Annotated in this window: 14 protein-coding genes, 1 tRNA gene and 1 pseudogene; 7 read left to right on the forward strand and 9 right to left on the reverse strand. The window is 66.9% G+C overall.

The window, feature by feature from the left end; all coding sequences use genetic code 11:
- Positions 1-110: pseudogene (locus tag AADJ02_RS15055) on the forward strand (IS5/IS1182 family transposase); the annotation flags it as partial.
- A 62-nt stretch (positions 111-172) separates the two neighbouring features.
- Here AADJ02_RS15055 and AADJ02_RS15060 read toward each other — a convergent pair.
- Positions 173-248, reverse strand: a tRNA-Thr gene (locus AADJ02_RS15060).
- A gap of 164 nt (positions 249-412) precedes the next feature.
- Here AADJ02_RS15060 and AADJ02_RS15065 point away from each other — a divergent pair.
- Together AADJ02_RS15065 and AADJ02_RS15070 are read left to right on the forward strand one after the other, a co-directional pair.
- On the forward strand, positions 413-1,129 hold the full coding sequence (locus tag AADJ02_RS15065) for a response regulator (RefSeq protein ID WP_341213831.1): 717 nt from the start codon (positions 413-415) through the stop codon (positions 1,127-1,129).
- Positions 1,126-2,505, forward strand: a complete 1,380-nt coding sequence (locus AADJ02_RS15070; RefSeq protein WP_341213832.1) for an ATP-binding protein — start codon at positions 1,126-1,128, stop codon at positions 2,503-2,505. The genes AADJ02_RS15065 and AADJ02_RS15070 overlap by 4 nt, the downstream gene beginning before the upstream one ends.
- Here AADJ02_RS15070 and AADJ02_RS15075 read toward each other — a convergent pair.
- From AADJ02_RS15075 to AADJ02_RS15105, 7 genes are read right to left on the reverse strand one after another with little or no spacing between them, the layout of a single operon-like run.
- Positions 2,502-3,920 (reverse strand): alkaline phosphatase D family protein, encoded by a 1,419-nt coding sequence (locus AADJ02_RS15075; protein ID WP_341213833.1) that lies wholly within the window; start codon positions 3,918-3,920, stop codon positions 2,502-2,504. The two genes, AADJ02_RS15070 and AADJ02_RS15075, sit on opposite strands and share 4 nt — an antisense overlap.
- A gap of 34 nt (positions 3,921-3,954) precedes the next feature.
- On the reverse strand, positions 3,955-4,302 hold the full coding sequence (locus tag AADJ02_RS15080; protein ID WP_341213834.1) for a Na+/H+ antiporter subunit G: 348 nt from the start codon (positions 4,300-4,302) through the stop codon (positions 3,955-3,957).
- 8 nt (positions 4,303-4,310) lie between these two features.
- The gene (locus tag AADJ02_RS15085) at positions 4,311-4,580 is read right to left on the reverse strand and encodes a K+/H+ antiporter subunit F (RefSeq protein ID WP_341213835.1); all 270 of its coding nucleotides are present in this window, start codon (positions 4,578-4,580) and stop codon (positions 4,311-4,313) included.
- Complete coding sequence (locus AADJ02_RS15090; RefSeq protein WP_341213836.1) at positions 4,577-5,080, reverse strand: Na+/H+ antiporter subunit E; 504 nt, start codon at positions 5,078-5,080, stop codon at positions 4,577-4,579. Before AADJ02_RS15090 ends, AADJ02_RS15085 begins: the two co-directional genes overlap by 4 nt.
- Position 5,081: 1 nt before the next feature.
- Positions 5,082-6,767 (reverse strand): monovalent cation/H+ antiporter subunit D, encoded by a 1,686-nt coding sequence (locus AADJ02_RS15095; RefSeq protein WP_341213837.1) that lies wholly within the window; start codon positions 6,765-6,767, stop codon positions 5,082-5,084.
- Positions 6,767-7,138 carry a Na+/H+ antiporter subunit C gene (locus tag AADJ02_RS15100; protein WP_341213838.1) on the reverse strand — a complete coding sequence of 124 codons (372 nt, stop codon included), beginning with the start codon at positions 7,136-7,138 and terminating at the stop codon, positions 6,767-6,769. The genes AADJ02_RS15095 and AADJ02_RS15100 overlap by 1 nt, the downstream gene beginning before the upstream one ends.
- A 1-nt stretch (position 7,139) precedes the next feature.
- Positions 7,140-10,022, reverse strand: a complete 2,883-nt coding sequence (locus AADJ02_RS15105; RefSeq protein ID WP_341213839.1) for a monovalent cation/H+ antiporter subunit A — start codon at positions 10,020-10,022, stop codon at positions 7,140-7,142.
- 625 nt (positions 10,023-10,647) lie between these two features.
- On the opposite strand from AADJ02_RS15105, the gene AADJ02_RS15110 reads away from it, so the two are divergent.
- The 4 genes from AADJ02_RS15110 (at position 10,648) to AADJ02_RS15125 (ending at position 13,202) form a co-directional block, all read left to right on the forward strand.
- Positions 10,648-10,971 carry a hypothetical protein gene (locus AADJ02_RS15110; protein ID WP_341213840.1) on the forward strand — a complete coding sequence of 108 codons (324 nt, stop codon included), beginning with the start codon at positions 10,648-10,650 and terminating at the stop codon, positions 10,969-10,971.
- 33 nt (positions 10,972-11,004) lie between these two features.
- The gene (locus AADJ02_RS15115; RefSeq protein WP_341213841.1) at positions 11,005-11,730 is read left to right on the forward strand and encodes a cytochrome c; all 726 of its coding nucleotides are present in this window, start codon (positions 11,005-11,007) and stop codon (positions 11,728-11,730) included.
- 1 nt (position 11,731) lies between these two features.
- Complete coding sequence (locus tag AADJ02_RS15120) at positions 11,732-12,658, forward strand: cytochrome c (protein ID WP_341213842.1); 927 nt, start codon at positions 11,732-11,734, stop codon at positions 12,656-12,658.
- An 88-nt stretch (positions 12,659-12,746) separates the two neighbouring features.
- Entirely contained in the window at positions 12,747-13,202 is a 456-nt protein-coding gene (locus AADJ02_RS15125) for a c-type cytochrome (protein ID WP_341213843.1), read from the forward strand.
- Between the two features lie 571 nt (positions 13,203-13,773).
- Here the strand turns inward: AADJ02_RS15125 and AADJ02_RS15130 are convergent.
- Positions 13,774-14,670, reverse strand: coding sequence for a DUF305 domain-containing protein (locus AADJ02_RS15130; RefSeq protein WP_341213844.1), 897 nt, complete (start codon positions 14,668-14,670; stop codon positions 13,774-13,776).
- Between the last annotated feature and the right edge of the window lie 14 nt (positions 14,671-14,684).

Here is a 14,684-nt window from a genome sequence, read left to right on the forward strand (position 1 = left end):
GGATCATGTCACGAGACCCCGACCGCCAGACCGCCGAAATCCAGATCCGCATCGCCATGATGAACCGCTTCTCGGCCCTCGGCAGGGCCGAGATCGAAGCCGTCCGCTGAAGAAAGGCGGGAAAGGGGGCAGTCATGCTCAGGGCTGATTTACGCAACATCGCCGATTGAAATGGTGCCGGCTGAGGGACTCGAACCCCCGACCCCCTGATTACAAATCAGACGCTCTACCAGCTGAGCTAAGCCGGCCCCGACGCCGATGTATCCAGACGATGGCGGGCTGGCAAGCGGGTAGCGCCTGCCAAGTGATACATCTGGCGACAAAACTCCGGGGGGATCGGGGCGGGCCACGCTGGCAACCGCCCCCTTGGGTGCTCTAGAACGAAGGCCTCAAGGCCCGCAGGAGACCGCCCATGACTGAGACCGCCGAGCAGATCCTCGTTGTCGATGACGCGCGCGATATCCGTGAGCCACTGGGGCAGTACCTAAAAAAGCAGGGCTTTCGGGTGCGGCTGGCCGCCAGCGCCTCCGAGGCCCGCGGCATCGTAGAGACGGCGCGCATCGGGCTGGTGGTGCTCGACGTGATGATGCCGGGCGAAGACGGGCTGAGCCTGTGCCGCTGGCTGGTGGCGCGGGGCGGGCCACCGGTGATCCTGCTCACCGCCATGGCCGACGAGACCGACCGCATCGTCGGGCTGGAGCTTGGCGCCGACGACTATGTGACCAAGCCGTTCAACCCACGCGAACTGCTTGCTCGCGTACGGGCCGTGCTGCGCCGCGCGCCGCTGGCCGCCCAGACGCTGGACACGACGCCGCGCCGTTTCGCGGGCTGGACCCATGATCCGGTGGCGCGCGGCCTGCGGCATGACGACGGGCGCCAGGCCGAGCTGACATCGGGCGAGAATCGCCTGCTGGGTCTGTTTCTCGACGCGCCGCGCACCGTGCTCGACCGCTCCAGGCTGCTCGACCTGATGGCCGGGCGCGAGGCCAAAGCCTATGACCGCGCCATCGACAACCAGATCAGCCGCCTGCGTCGCAAGATCGAAGACGACCCCAAGCAGCCGCGTCTCATCGTCACCGAATGGGGCGGCGGCTACCTTCTCGCCGCCGATGTCGAGACGCCGCAATGACCGCATGGCTGATCCGGTTGCTGCCCGAAGGCCTCGCCGCGCGCTTTGCGCTGCTGCTTGCGGCGGCGCTGGTCACGGCCAACCTCGTGGCACTGGGCCTGCTGTCGTTCGAGCGCGACCGCCTTGACCGGGAGGCCGGCGCGGCGCGTGAGGTCGAGCGAATCGTGGCGCTGGTGCCAGCGATGGAGGCGCTGAACCCGCGTGTGCGCGAAGGGCTGGCGCGACAGGCCTCGACCCGGCTGGCGCGGATCAATGTCGGCCCGCAGCCACTGGTTCGCCGGCCTGCCGCACCCGATGCCGAACGCGCGCTGGCTCTACAGACCCGGCTGAATGCCGCGTTGGACGGGCGCGTGGTTCACGTCGCCATGCATGAACGCGGACAGTTCGGAGGAACGCGCGACGGACCGACAGGCGCGCCGGGCCATGATCCGGCAATGCGGAGCGGGCCTTGGGGCATCGCCATCTCGATCGCCCTGGGGCCGGGGGGAGACGCGGGCTGGCTCAACGTGGTCACCTCGGGGCTGAGGCCCCCGACCGGCGTGCAGGAGGAGGTCTTCCTTCTGGTGCTGGGCCTGTCACTTGTCACCGTGTTGGCGGTCGGCCTGTGGTTCGTGCGGCAGCTGACGCGTCCCTTGGGCGCGCTGGCGGTGGCCGCGCGGGCCGCCGGGCGTGGTGATCGAAGCCTGCGCGTTCCAGAGACTGGCGCGCGAGAAATGCGCGCTGCGGCAGCGGCCTTCAATGACATGCAGGCACGAATTGCACGGTTCGAGGCCGAGCGTCTGCGCACCCTTGCTGCAGTGGGGCATGACCTGCGTACGCCGATCACGAGCCTGCGCATTCGCGCCGAGATGCTCGACGAAGATGAGGGCACGCCGATGATCCGTACGCTCGACGAGATGGCGGTGATGGCCGAGGGGCTGGTGACCTTCGCCAAGAGCGGCCACGACGGCGAGGCCTCGGGCGAGGTCGACCTCGGCGCTCTCTTGGCAAGGCTATGCGAAGAGCGCGGAGCCAGTTTCGAGGGTGGTGCCGCGCCTGTGGTCAAGGGACGCCCCGTGGCGTTGTCACGTGCCTTCGGCAACCTTATCGACAACGCGATCCGCTATGGCGGGGCGGCGCGCGTGGCTCTGTCACAGGATCGCGGGCAGGCGGTGGTGCGCATCGTCGATGGCGGTCCCGGCATCCCCGAGGCGCGCCTGGAAGGCATGTTCGAGCCCTTCGTTCGCGGTGAGGACAGCCGCAGTCACGATACCGGCGGGGCCGGGCTGGGCCTGTCGATCACCCGCACGATCATCCGCGCCCATGGCGGAGAGATCACGCTATCAAACCGGACGCCGCATGGCCTCGAAGCGCGGGTGGAGCTGCCGCTTCCCTAGATCGCCAGCGGCGGCGTCGGACCGCTCTCCTCGAGATGCCACACGGCGCTCCAGTCGTCGGCCCGCCGCTCCAGTACGAGGAAATTACGCTCGGCCACGTAGCGCCGCCGCATTCCCGGCGGCGGCAGGATGCGGATCCCGTGACCGGAAAGCGGCCCTTCGCCGAGCCACGCCAGCCAGCCCAGACCCCGCGCATAGCCCTTGGGCGGTGCGCGATGCGCGATGCCGGAGGCCACGAGTTGATGCACCGGGCCGGGCGTGGCCGCCATCTCGGCGCGGGTGGCAAGGTGGATCTCGCCCGAGAGGACCGTCACCGGGCCTTGCGCGCGAAGCTTCAGCACCGCGCGCAAGGCCCGCTTCCAGTCCTCGCGATGCGCCCGGCTTTGCCACTGGTCTCGCAGGTCGTCCTCGTATTTCTGCATCCCGGGCCAGAGCCACATCACAGCCTCAACCAGAGACAGGCGTGGGCCAAGGAGCGGCACCGACGACAGGATCAACCTGCGCCCCGGCTCAGGCGAAGGGTCCTCCAGCAGCTGCCAGCCCGCTTCGCCCATGACACGCCTGCGGCCCCGTTCCGAGCGCAGGTCAGGCGCCATCAGCGTCACCCCGGGCAGGCGCCGCTGCCAGCCGAGCTGCGCGCCGGTGGGATCGACGAAGATCTCCGGCACATCGGCCTCCACCGCGCCGTGCTGGAACAGAAGATACATCTCGCGTGCCACCGAAAACAGCGTGCGGCCCACGGCGCTGTTGGTGGCCTCGACTGGAAGCGACCCCCAGCCGTCGCAGATGTCGTGATCGTCCCAGACCGCCAACGTCGGCACCCGCGATGCGAGATGTCCGAAGGCGGGCGAGGCGAGGCCGCGCATGTAGCGCTCCACGAAGCCCGCCCGCAGATGCGCGGACAATCCGGCGAGGTCGGCCTCGGTCGTGCTGTTTGGGAGATCCTCGGGCCAGCCTTCGCTGAGGGGATGGCCCGTGGTCACCTCGTCGGCATAGATCTGGTCGCCGCCCTGCAGCAGCGCGGCGAAGGGTCGGATTTCGTCCTGCGCGCGCATGGCCTCCCACATCGCGTCGCGCTCGGCTGGATCGCGGCCCATGTCGCCGATTTCCTCCCCGTTGCACGACAGGAAGGCAAAGCGCAGATCGCCGGTGAGGTCGGTCTCGACCGCGTATTGCGCGCCCTCGAAGCCATAGCCGCGATCCTGAGCGCCGAGACGGAAGTCGAAGCGCCAGACAGCCAGCCCTTCGAGCGACGCGATGCACCGTGCTGCATGATCGATATCGCCGGCGCGCAGCGTTCCACAAGACTCGCCCTCGGGGCGGATCACTACGGCGGCGAGACGCAGCCCTTCGGCGTCATGGTCGCGAAGATGCAGGATCGGCCCCGCACGGCGGAGGTCTGGTGTCTTGGTCACGTCGCACTCCTCGGCCCCGGCGGGGCCGGGCGCGTCAATTTTCCGAATAGGTCGCCCAGCTGTCCTCGGCGGGCGGCGGCGGCAATTCCTTGCCCCCGCGTTGCCGATGCAAATGCACCTTGGCGATAAAATTTCCAGAGATCGGTGCCGTGACGAAGAGAAACGCCATCACCAGAAGCTCGTGCAGCGACGCCTCGCCAAAGGCGAAACCATGGATCATCGAGGCCAGCAGCAGCGAGCCCACGCCCAGCGTCGAGGCCTTGGTTGGCGCATGCAGCCGCTTCATCGGCTGGTCGAGCTTGAGCAGCCCGTAGGAGCCGATCAGCGTGAAGGCCGCGCCGATCATCAGCAGCGCCGCGACGAGAAGCTCGATCAGATACATGCCCCCGGTCATTCGATGATGTCCCCGCGCAGCACGAAGCGCGCCAGCGCCACGGTCGACACGAAGCCGAGCATGGCGAAGATCAGCGCGCTTTCGAAATAGATCTGCGTGCCCCAGAGCATCCCGAGTAGGATGATCAGGCCGATGGCGTTGATCACCATGGTGTCGAGCGCGAGGATGCGGTCGCCGGTGTGCGGCCCGATAACGAGGCGGACCATGGCGAGAAGCTGCGCGAGCCCGACCGCGCCGATGGCGATATAGAGGACGGTGTCGATCATTCGAAGATCTCCTTCAACCGGCGCTCATAGCGGGACTTGATGTCGTCGCGCACCGCGTCGGGGTCGGCGGCGTCGAGCGCGTGAACCAGAAGCGCAGAGCCATCGGCCGAGAGGTCGGCGCTGACGGTGCCGGGGGTGAGGGTGATGGTCCCGGCGAGCAGGGTGATCGCCTCGGGAGAGCGCAGGTCGAGCGGGATCCGCACCCAGTTCGGTGCCATGTCGGCGTTGCGTTTGAACAGGACGATCATCGCCACCTGCACATTGGCGACAATGATGTCCCAGATCACGAGGATCATGTAGGACACCAGCCGCCAGGGCCGTCCGATCCGGGGCCGGTCGGGCCAGTAGGCGGCGGTGGAGATCGGGATCAGCAGGCCGAGGATCACGCCGAAGACCACGGTGCCGAGGCTGAGATCGTTGATCAGCAGGCACCAGACGATCACCAGCAGCGTCGACAGCAATGGGTGGGGCAAAAGCTTTCGGGTCACGCGCCTCGACATCTCAGTGGTCCTCCCCGGTGTCGTCGACGGCCTCGTCGCCATGGCTTGTCTCGGTCTCACCCTCAACGCCGTGATCTCCCTCTGCGGCGTGCGGATCTTCCTTGATCTGCTTGCCCGGCGTGGTCAGCACCAGCTCGATGTAGGGCGCGGGCGCGAAGAGCTGCGCCGCCGTCGCCGTGAGCACCCGGTTGACCGGCCCTGCAAAGGCGGTGAGCGCGATGAGCAGCGCGATCAGCCCGCCGATGGCGATCATCGGCAGCACCGGGCGCGGTCCGATCGGGCCACGGGTCGAACCGGGCTGCGCGGTCTCGTCCTCGATCTCGGGGGCGGTTTCGCAGTCCACCCGACCGTCGGGTCCGTCCTGATGCGCCTTCCAGAAGATCAACGAGCCCGCGCGGGAAAAGCCCACGACGGCCACGAGCGATCCCGACAGCACCACCGCCCAGACCCACCAGACCAGCGGGCTGGCACCGGCGGCATCGAGGATCAGGAGCTTGCCCAGAAAGCCCGACAGTGGCGGTAGGCCGGTCATGGCGATGGCCGCGACGAAGAACATCCCCGCGATCAGCGCGCCGCCCTCGATCGGGCGGCCATGCACGAGGAACGGCCCAGCCGCTCCGCGACGGTCCTTGATCTCGTCAACCAGCAGAAACAGCGCCGCCGTCGCGAAGGTCGAGTGAATCGCGTAGTAGAGCGCGGCGGCGATGCCCTCGGGCGTGAAGACCGACACGGCGCTCAGCAGCAGGCCCATCGAGCCGATCACCGAGAACGCGATGAGCCGGTCGATCCGCCTTGCGCCCAGCACGCCGATCATGCCGAGCACCAGCGTCAACAGGGCGGCAGGCAGGAGCCATGTGTCGAACAGCCCTTGGGTGATCTCGAGATCGGGAGGGAAAACCAAGGTGTAGAAGCGGATGATGCCATAGGCGCCCACCTTGGTCATGATCGCGAAGAGAGCCGCGACGGGAGCAGGAGCATGGGCATAGCTGTCGGGCAGCCAGAAGTGCAGCGGCAGCACTGCGGCCTTGATCGCGAACACCATCAGCAAGAGCACCGCCGCGACGCGGATGCCCCCCGAAGCAGAGGCGTCCAACTCAGCCACGCGGCCCGCGAGATCGGCCATGTTGAGCGTGCCGGTCTGGGCATAGATCGTGCCGAGCGCAAAGAGAAAGAGCGTGGAGCCAAGCAGGTTGTAGAGCACGTATTGCGTGCCCGCGCGCAGCCTCTCGCGCCCTCCCGAGTGGATCATCAACCCGTAGGAAGCGATGAGCAGCACTTCGAAGAAGACGAACAGGTTGAAGGCGTCACCAGTAAGGAAGGCGCCGAGGATGCCCATGAGCTGAAACTGGAACAGCGGGTGGAAATGCCGCCCCCGCGCGTCCCAGCCCGAGCCCATCGCGTAAAGAAGAACCAACGGCGCCAGCAGCGTCGTCAGCAGAACCATCAGCGTGGAGAGCCTATCGGCCACCAGCACGATGCCGAAAGGCGCGGGCCAGTTGCCGAGCTGGTAGAGCGTGATCGTGCCGTCCGAGGCCTGCCAGAACAGGCCGACCGCAACAGCCGTGAGCGCCAGCGCGCCCGCCATCGACAGCGCGCGCTGCACCACGATGTGCTCGCGGACCATCAACACGAGGATCGCGGCCAGCATCGCGGGCAGCACGACGGGAATGATCAACCAATGGCTCATCATGCGTCTCCTTCGGGCATCGAGGGGCTGCGCGCGTCGCCGTTCGAGACGGCGGGCCGATCGACGAGATCGTCGTCCGACGACAGCCAGCTTCCCAGCGCCATGATCACCACGACCGCCGTCATGCCAAAGGAGATGACGATGGCCGTCAGCACCAGAGCCTGCGGCAGCGGATCGGTGTAGCGTGTGGCCCCATCGCGCAGGACCGGCGGTGCGTTCATCGCCAGCCGCCCCGAGGCGAAGAGAAACACGTTCACGGCATAGCTCAGGAGCGAGGTGCCGATGATCACCGGAAAGGTCCGCAGGCGCAGCACCATGTAGATGCCCGCCGCGGTCAGCACGCCGACGGCGGATGCGATCAGGAGTTCCATGTCAGTTGCTCTCCTTGCCTGCGCCGACCGCCGGAGCGAGTTCCTCACCGCGCGAGGGATCGATGTCCATCGCGTGATCCGAGGTCTCCGTGCCCGCTCTGTAGCCCAGACGCGAGAAACTTTCGAGCGACAGCATCACGGCACCCACCACGGCGAGGAACACCCCGAGATCGAAGCCCATGGCGGTGGCCAGCTCGAATTCCTCCATCGGCGGGATGCGGAAGTACCCGAAGGCCGAGGTGAGGAAGGGCTGGCCCGCGAGCCAGGCACCGATGCCGGTGAGGCCCGCCACCAGAACGCCCGCACCGATGATCCCGTGGTAGGGATAGCGCTGTCGCCGCGCGGCCCAGGCGAAACCGCTGGCCATGTATTGGGTCACCACGGCGATGGCGACGACGAGGCCCGCGACAAAGCCGCCGCCGGGCGAATTGTGCCCGCGCAGGAAGATGTAGACGCCGACCATCAGGATCACCGGCATCATCACCCGCGTCAGCACCACCATCATCAGCGGATGCGCGTCACCCGCCTGCGGCTCTTCGTGGCCGCGGTTGAGCAGGCGTCGGCGGACGGGGCCCGAGAGCAGTGCTTCGGTCAGCGCGTAGATGACGAGGGCGGCGATGCCGAGAACGATGATCTCGCCAAAGGTGTCGAAGCCCCGGAAGTCCACGAGGATCACGTTGACGACGTTGTCGCCGCCGCCGCCCTTGTAGGAGTTGGCGAGGTGATAGTCCGAGATCGGCGCGATCGGAAACTCGGTCGACAGGATGGTCCATGTCAGCGCCGTCGCGGCAACCCCGCCCAGACCGGCGATGATCGCATCGCGCGTGCGTCGGGCCGCGCCGGATTCGACCGGTGTGCGGTTGGGCAGGAAGTTGAGCGCCAGCAGCAGCAGGATGATCGTCACCACCTCGACCGAGATCTGCGTGAGAGCGAGATCGGGGGCCGAGAAATGGTTGAAGCCGACCGAAACCATCAGGCCGATGATCCCCATCAGGATCAGCACGGCCAAACGGTTGCGATGCGCCGCGATGAGAAAGCCTGCGGCCGCGATCAGCATCGCCCATGCGGCAACTGCGATCGGAGTCACGGGGAGCAGGGGACGGCGGATCTCGGTGCCGGTTGCGCCCGAGAACCACGCATGCGCGCCCACGGCCACCACCGTCAGCACCATGATGGCGGCATAACGTGTGAAGGCCCCGTCGTGCAGCCCCCGCGCGACGCGCCGGGCGCCGCCGACGCACAGGTCGATGAGCCTGTCGAAAATGTGCTTGGCTTCGGGCCGCCGCGCGGCCTCCCAGATCCGCGACAGCGGTGCGAACCCCGCCAGCAGCAGCGCGCCGCCGATCACCGCGATGGCCGACATGGCGAGCGGCAGGGTCAGCCCGTGCCAGATCTTGAGATGCGCGTCGGGCATCTCGGCGGCACCGCCGATCACGGCCCCGGTGACGAGCTTCACGAAGGGTTCGGCCAGCGCCGGGAACAGGCCGATACCGACCACCGGGATGATCAGCAGGGCAGGCGGCAGCCACATGCCAGGGTTCGGGTCGTGCGGATGTGCCGGATAGTCGTCCCGCTTGGGCCCGAAGAAGGTGTGGGCGATGAGCCGGAAGGAATAGGCCGTCGAGAACAGCGCGCCCAGCGTCGCCACCACAGTCACCAGCATGGGCGAGCCGAACAGCGTCGTATGGGTGGCCTCTTCGAGCATCATCTCCTTGGAGAGGAATCCGTTGAGCAGCGGAATGCCCGCCATCGACAGCGCTGCGAGCGTCGCGATGGCGAAAGAGATCGGCATCAGGTGCCGCAGCCCGCCCAACCGCCGCATGTCGCGGGTATGCGCCTCGTGATCTACGATGCCCGCCGTCATGAACAGCGCCGCCTTGAAACTCGCGTGGTTCAGGATGTGGAACACCGCCGCCATCGCGCCGAAGGCCGTGCCGGTGCCCAGAAGGAAGGTAATCAGGCCAAGGTGCGAGACGGTGGAGAAGGCCAGAAGCGCCTTCAGATCATGCTTGAACAGCGCGATCACCGCGCCGAGCACCATGGTGATCAGACCCGCGGAGGACACGATCACCACCCATTCCGGCGTGCCCGACAGCACCGGCCAGAGCCGCGCCATCAAGAACAGCCCTGCCTTCACCATCGTCGCCGAGTGCAGATAGGCCGAGACCGGTGTGGGGGCGGCCATCGCGTGCGGCAGCCAGAAGTGGAACGGGAACTGCGCCGATTTGGTGAAGCAGCCCAGAAGGATCAGCAGCAGGGCCGGGACGTAGAGTGGCGAGGCCTGCACCACGTCGCGCTGCTCAAGGATCACGCTCAGGTCATAGCTGCCGACGATTTGCCCCAGCATCAGCATGCCACCGATCAGAGCCAGCCCGCCCATGCCGGTCACGGTGAGCGCCATCCGCGCCCCCTGACGGCCTTCGGGCAGATGCTTCCAAAAGCCGATCAACAGGAAGGACGACAACGAGGTCAGCTCCCAGAAGATCAGCAAGAGCAGGATGTTGTCGGACAGAACGATCCCCACCATCGCGCCTTGGAACAGCAGCAGGTAGCTGAAGAACTCACCCATATTGTCATCGCGCGACAGATAGTGGCGCGCATAGGCGATGATCAGCAGGCCGACCCCGAGGATCAGGGCCGCGAACATGAAGCCCAACGGGTCGAGGAACAGGTTCACATTGAGGCCCAGCCCCGGCATCCAGTCGAGCCGGGCCGAGACCGTCTCGCCGCGCAACACGGCGGGCAAGTGCGTCAGCAACCCGACCGCGGCCAGCGCCGAGACGAGGAAGGTGGCGGTGAAGCAGGCTTGACGACCGGCCCGGATCATCAGGCCTGGCAGCAGCGCGCCGAGGAACGGGAGGAGGACGATGATGAAAAGCGACATGGCGCGCACTATCGCGAAAGCGGAAGGCGGCGACCAGACGTGGCGCTGAATTTTCGCACCCATCGAGGCGCTTTATTTTGGCTAAATAGCCGTCGCAGCGACAGGATGTCGCGGTAGGGAGGCACGCCCACGCGAATCGGTCCATGTCGCGCTTGGTGTTCATTGAGGTTCGGATCGATGCTTTCGTACCCGCCCTTTACGGGATCGTAGTTCTTCATAAGCGATCCTTGTATCGATCTCGTCTTCCCCAGGTTGCGCGACCTTTTCCTGAGAACCTCCGGCGCAGGGCTGGGCGCGGATCGGCGTGGCCGCGTCAGGCTGCCGGAGCGGTGCCAAGGAGCCTGATGCTACGGTCTGAAAACGGTCCTTTCCAAACGCCGAATGCGAGGGCTGATGCCGGTGTCCACGAAGCCTACGCGAGATTCCGCGCAAGCTATCCGGCGATCGGCGCGATCGGGCAGCATAGGCGGGCTTGAGAATTTGCATCCTTCGCCTGCGATGGGGGGCGCAGAGATCACGCGAAGGAGGCCGCGACACCGCCTGCACGGACGAGAGGCTTCCGGCGCGGCGTGCGGGGCGGTATAGAGGTCAGAGGCCGCCGGCCTCGATTGGCTGGGAGGCCCCCGTGACGCCCCGGATTGCAGCACCCGTTCTGGGATTCCTGACGATGATCGCCCTGATCGTCGGCACGATGCTGTTCGAGACGGACCATCGTCACGCGGAGGAGGGCCATGCGCCCGTGTCCAGCGTCGTGCCGCGCGATCACGCATCACAATCGGGCACGCCCTGCCATCCCGTGCTGCGCTGTCAGGCGCTGTCTTCCGAGGAGGCGGCGGTGCAGATGGATCGCCCCTTGCGCATCGGCCGCATCGATCCGGCCCCGCATCCGGTACTGTCGCCGGGTCTCGCGCTGCGGATCCCGTTCCCGCCCCCTCGATCGCTGGTCTGAATTTTTCCTACAATTCAGACAGGCGAGAGCGAAATGACACGATACGGAACATTGGCCATTGCCGCGGTTGCGGTCATGACCGGCGCCGTCGCGGTGGCGCACAACGGGGCGACCGGGGTGGTCCGCGAGCGGATGGAAGGCATGGTCGCGATGCGCGACGTGATGCGCGACCTCACACCGATGATGCGCGGCGACGCCGCCTATGACGCGGCGCAGGTCACGGCGGGGGCCAAGGCCATTGCCACCCATGCCGGTGATACGATGACCGCCCTCTTTCCCGAAGGCAGCTCTGGCGGCGCCTCCTTCGCAAAGGAGGCTATCTGGAGCGAAGCAGAGACCTTTGCGTCGCTGGCCGAGGAACTGCGCCGCCACGCCGATGGGCTGGCCCTCGCGGCTGCGAACCAGACCGCACCGACGACACCGGATGACGGGGTGCAGATGGCTCCGATGGCCGGACACGAAGGCATGGACATGGGCGGCATGAACACAGGCGCCCCGACGATGGATCACATGGCGATGGGTGAAACGCCGCCGGTCGAAGCCGGACCCGGCCGCGGTCTTTCGGTGGCGCAGCTTCTGGGCGTCGAGCCGCGCCGACCGCAATCGGCCCTGCCAAAGGTCGCGTCGCTTCAAGCCGACACGCCCGGGTCCGTTCGGGCCGCAGGCCCCGATTATGCCGTCATGGCATCGAACGAGGTGTTCCGAATGATCGGCGAGACCTGTTCGGCCTGCCATGGTCGCTACCGGTCGGGAAGCTGACATGAAGGGACTTCTCAGAAGCGTCATCGTCGTGGGGCTGCTGGCCGGTGGCGGCTATGTCGGGCTACGGCTTTGGCCAATCGGGGATCAGGCGCCACGCATCTCGCTCGATGGCGATGCGCGACGCGGGGCTTATCTGGCGCGGGCCTCGGGCTGCGTCGCCTGTCATACCGATACGGCGTCACAGGGTCCGGCGTTGGCGGGCGGCGCTCCGCTCGACACGCCTTTCGGCAGCTTTGCCCCGCCCAACATCACCCCCGACCTCGTCCACGGTATCGGCAGCTGGACACCCGATGATCTGGCGCGCGCGCTGCGCGAAGGGGTCTCTCCTGAGGGTCAACCCTATTATCCGGCGTTCCCTTACGAGTTCTATGCGAGCTTCTCGGATCAGGACATCGCGGATCTCTGGGCGGCGCTCGCCACTGTGCCCGCCGTCGCCGAGACGAGAGTTCAGAGCGACGTGGGCTTCCCCTTCAACATCCGCTCGGGCCTCAAGCTGTGGCGCGCTACGGCGCTGTCGCCCGCGGAGACCGCGCCGCTTCTGGGGCGAACCGCCGAATGGAACCGGGGGCGCGAACTGGTCGAGGGGGCTGCGCATTGCGGAGCTTGCCACACCGGGCGCGGCCCTATGGGCGGTCTCGACGGGGCCAAGCTGGGGGGCAACGACACCTTGCCCGGCGACAACGCCGCTCCGTCGATCCAGACGGGCGATCTCGAGCGCGAAGGCTGGACCCAAGGCGCGCTGGTCTATGCGCTCGAGACGGGGATCACCCCTTCGGGCGATGTGTTCGGCGGATCGATGGCCGAGGTGGTCGAGCAGGGCACAAGCTTTCTCGATGAGGCAGATCGACGCGCGATCGCCGTCTATCTGATGGACAGCGACCCGGTCGGCGGTGCCACGACCGACGCGGTGGCGCAGCTGCGCTGACCCCTTGCGCCGCTGACGCCACGACGCCTCGCGCCCCTCGGCGCGAAGCGATCCGCGTCACCCCGCGCCTCGATTTAAGGATATATACATGAACAAGACCTACCTTTTTGCCGCTTCGGGTGTCGTCCTCGCGGGCGGTTTGCTGTGGCTCGCCTCCACCCCCGACACCGGCGGCATGGGGCATGACATGACGCCGCCGGATACATCGCAACTGGCCCAGGGCGCTGCGATCGTGCAGGTGAGGATGCCCGCCGAACTCGACGCCAAGGCGCAGATGGGCGAGCGCGCCTTTGAGGCCGCCTGCGCCGCCTGTCACGGGGCCGCCGCGGCTGGTCAGAACGGTGTCGCCCCGCCGCTGGTGCACAGGACCTATGAGCCGAGCCATCACGGCGACGCGGCCTTTCTCATGGCCGTGCAGAACGGCGTCAGATCGCATCATTGGAAGTTTGGCGACATGCCGCCGGTCTCGGGGCTGACGGCATCGGACGTTGGCAACATCGTGGCCTACGTGCGCGCACTGCAACGAGAAAACGGCATTGAGTGATGCCACGGCGGTGCCACCAAGGGCGGGCCCGTCCCAGTGGAGCCGGGGCGGGCCGGCAAGGCCCCGCTCCTCGGCGCGCGGGCGGTGCATCCCGGAGGGGTCCCCAGCGTCGCGCGGGTGATGGAGGTGACGGCCGTCCTCTGCCGCCGCGGCACCCGCAGAAATCCATCTGACATCCGCAAGCTCTCGCTCCGGTGCGCTGGACCTTGATTTTTGCACGGCTCGTTTCGCCGCATGGATAACCGTAAAAAGCCACAACCCCTGACCCGCCGAGGCTTTCTCGGCACTGGTGCCGCCAAACTCGCCAACCTGTCGCTGCCAGGTCTTGGTTGCCGCCCGGGCCTGCGATCTCAGGTTCGAGCCGCTGGTACTGCGGCGCGCGGCCAGGCCTTTCGCGGCGTGGTCCGCGGATCGGCGGCTGCTGGGGATGCTGGGCGGACGGATGAAGCCTTGGCACCAGATGCCGTACTTCTGGGCGGATATGAGGACCGAGTTCCCGGATGCCGCCGGTCGAAACGACACCGGCCACCCACAACGGGGTGGCCGGAACTGCATCTTTCAGACGATTGCGTCAGACCGCGCAGTCGAGAAAGCCGCGGTAGCCGACGGTCAGGCCCTGATCGAGGTGGAACACCATCTGTGCATCCGCGCGACGCAGGCCGGGGTTCGTCTCGGTCCACTCGGCCTCGGGGTCGGGCATCACCGTGACTTCGGTGCCCGAAGCCGTCAGCCGTGCGCCATCGCCCAGCGTCTCGACCACGAGAGGTGCCTCTGCGCCCAGCGCGATGAGCGTGCCGGAAAGCTTGATCGCGCCGTTCTCCCCGGCCATGGCAAGCACGGGCTCTCCTTCGTTGGTGCGGCGGAACTCGCAGGCCGCGGCGCTGCCGAGCGCCGTTTCGATCTCTTGGGACGTCAACTCCTTGGGGTCGAGACCGGCAAGCTCTGCCGATCCCAGCGCCCCCTCGACATTGCCCAGTTCAGCCGGGGCTTCGGCCTCGCCGGTCTCGGGGGCCGCCGCGTCGCCGTTCTCTTCGATGTCGGCGATGAGAAAGCGCATCTCGGCGATCTCCTTGCGCTGGGCATTGATGATCTCGTCGGCCAACTTGCGCACGCGTGGATCGGAGATGTCGGCGCGCTCGGAGGTCATGATGGCGATGGAATGATGCGGGATCATCGCCCGCATCCAGCTGATGTCAGCCACCGTGGTCTGGCTGCGCACCAGCCAGAGCGTCAGGCCGAACACCACGATCGCACCGGCATAGATCGCGATGTTGATCGCCTTGTTGGCATACATCGACAGCATGAAGCTCAGCATGATGATCGCCATCACCGCGCCCATCAACAGCGCCATGTAGCCGCGCGTCTCGCTGAAGAAAAGATGCTCGAAGGCATAGGTGTTGATGTACATCAGGCCGAACATCACGATGGTCGAGGTCGCGATCATCGCGGCGAAGCGCCAGTAGGACATGGGGTCGTCTCCTT

The organism is uncultured Limimaricola sp. (genome assembly GCF_964022235.1).
Classification (GTDB): domain Bacteria; phylum Pseudomonadota; class Alphaproteobacteria; order Rhodobacterales; family Rhodobacteraceae; genus Limimaricola.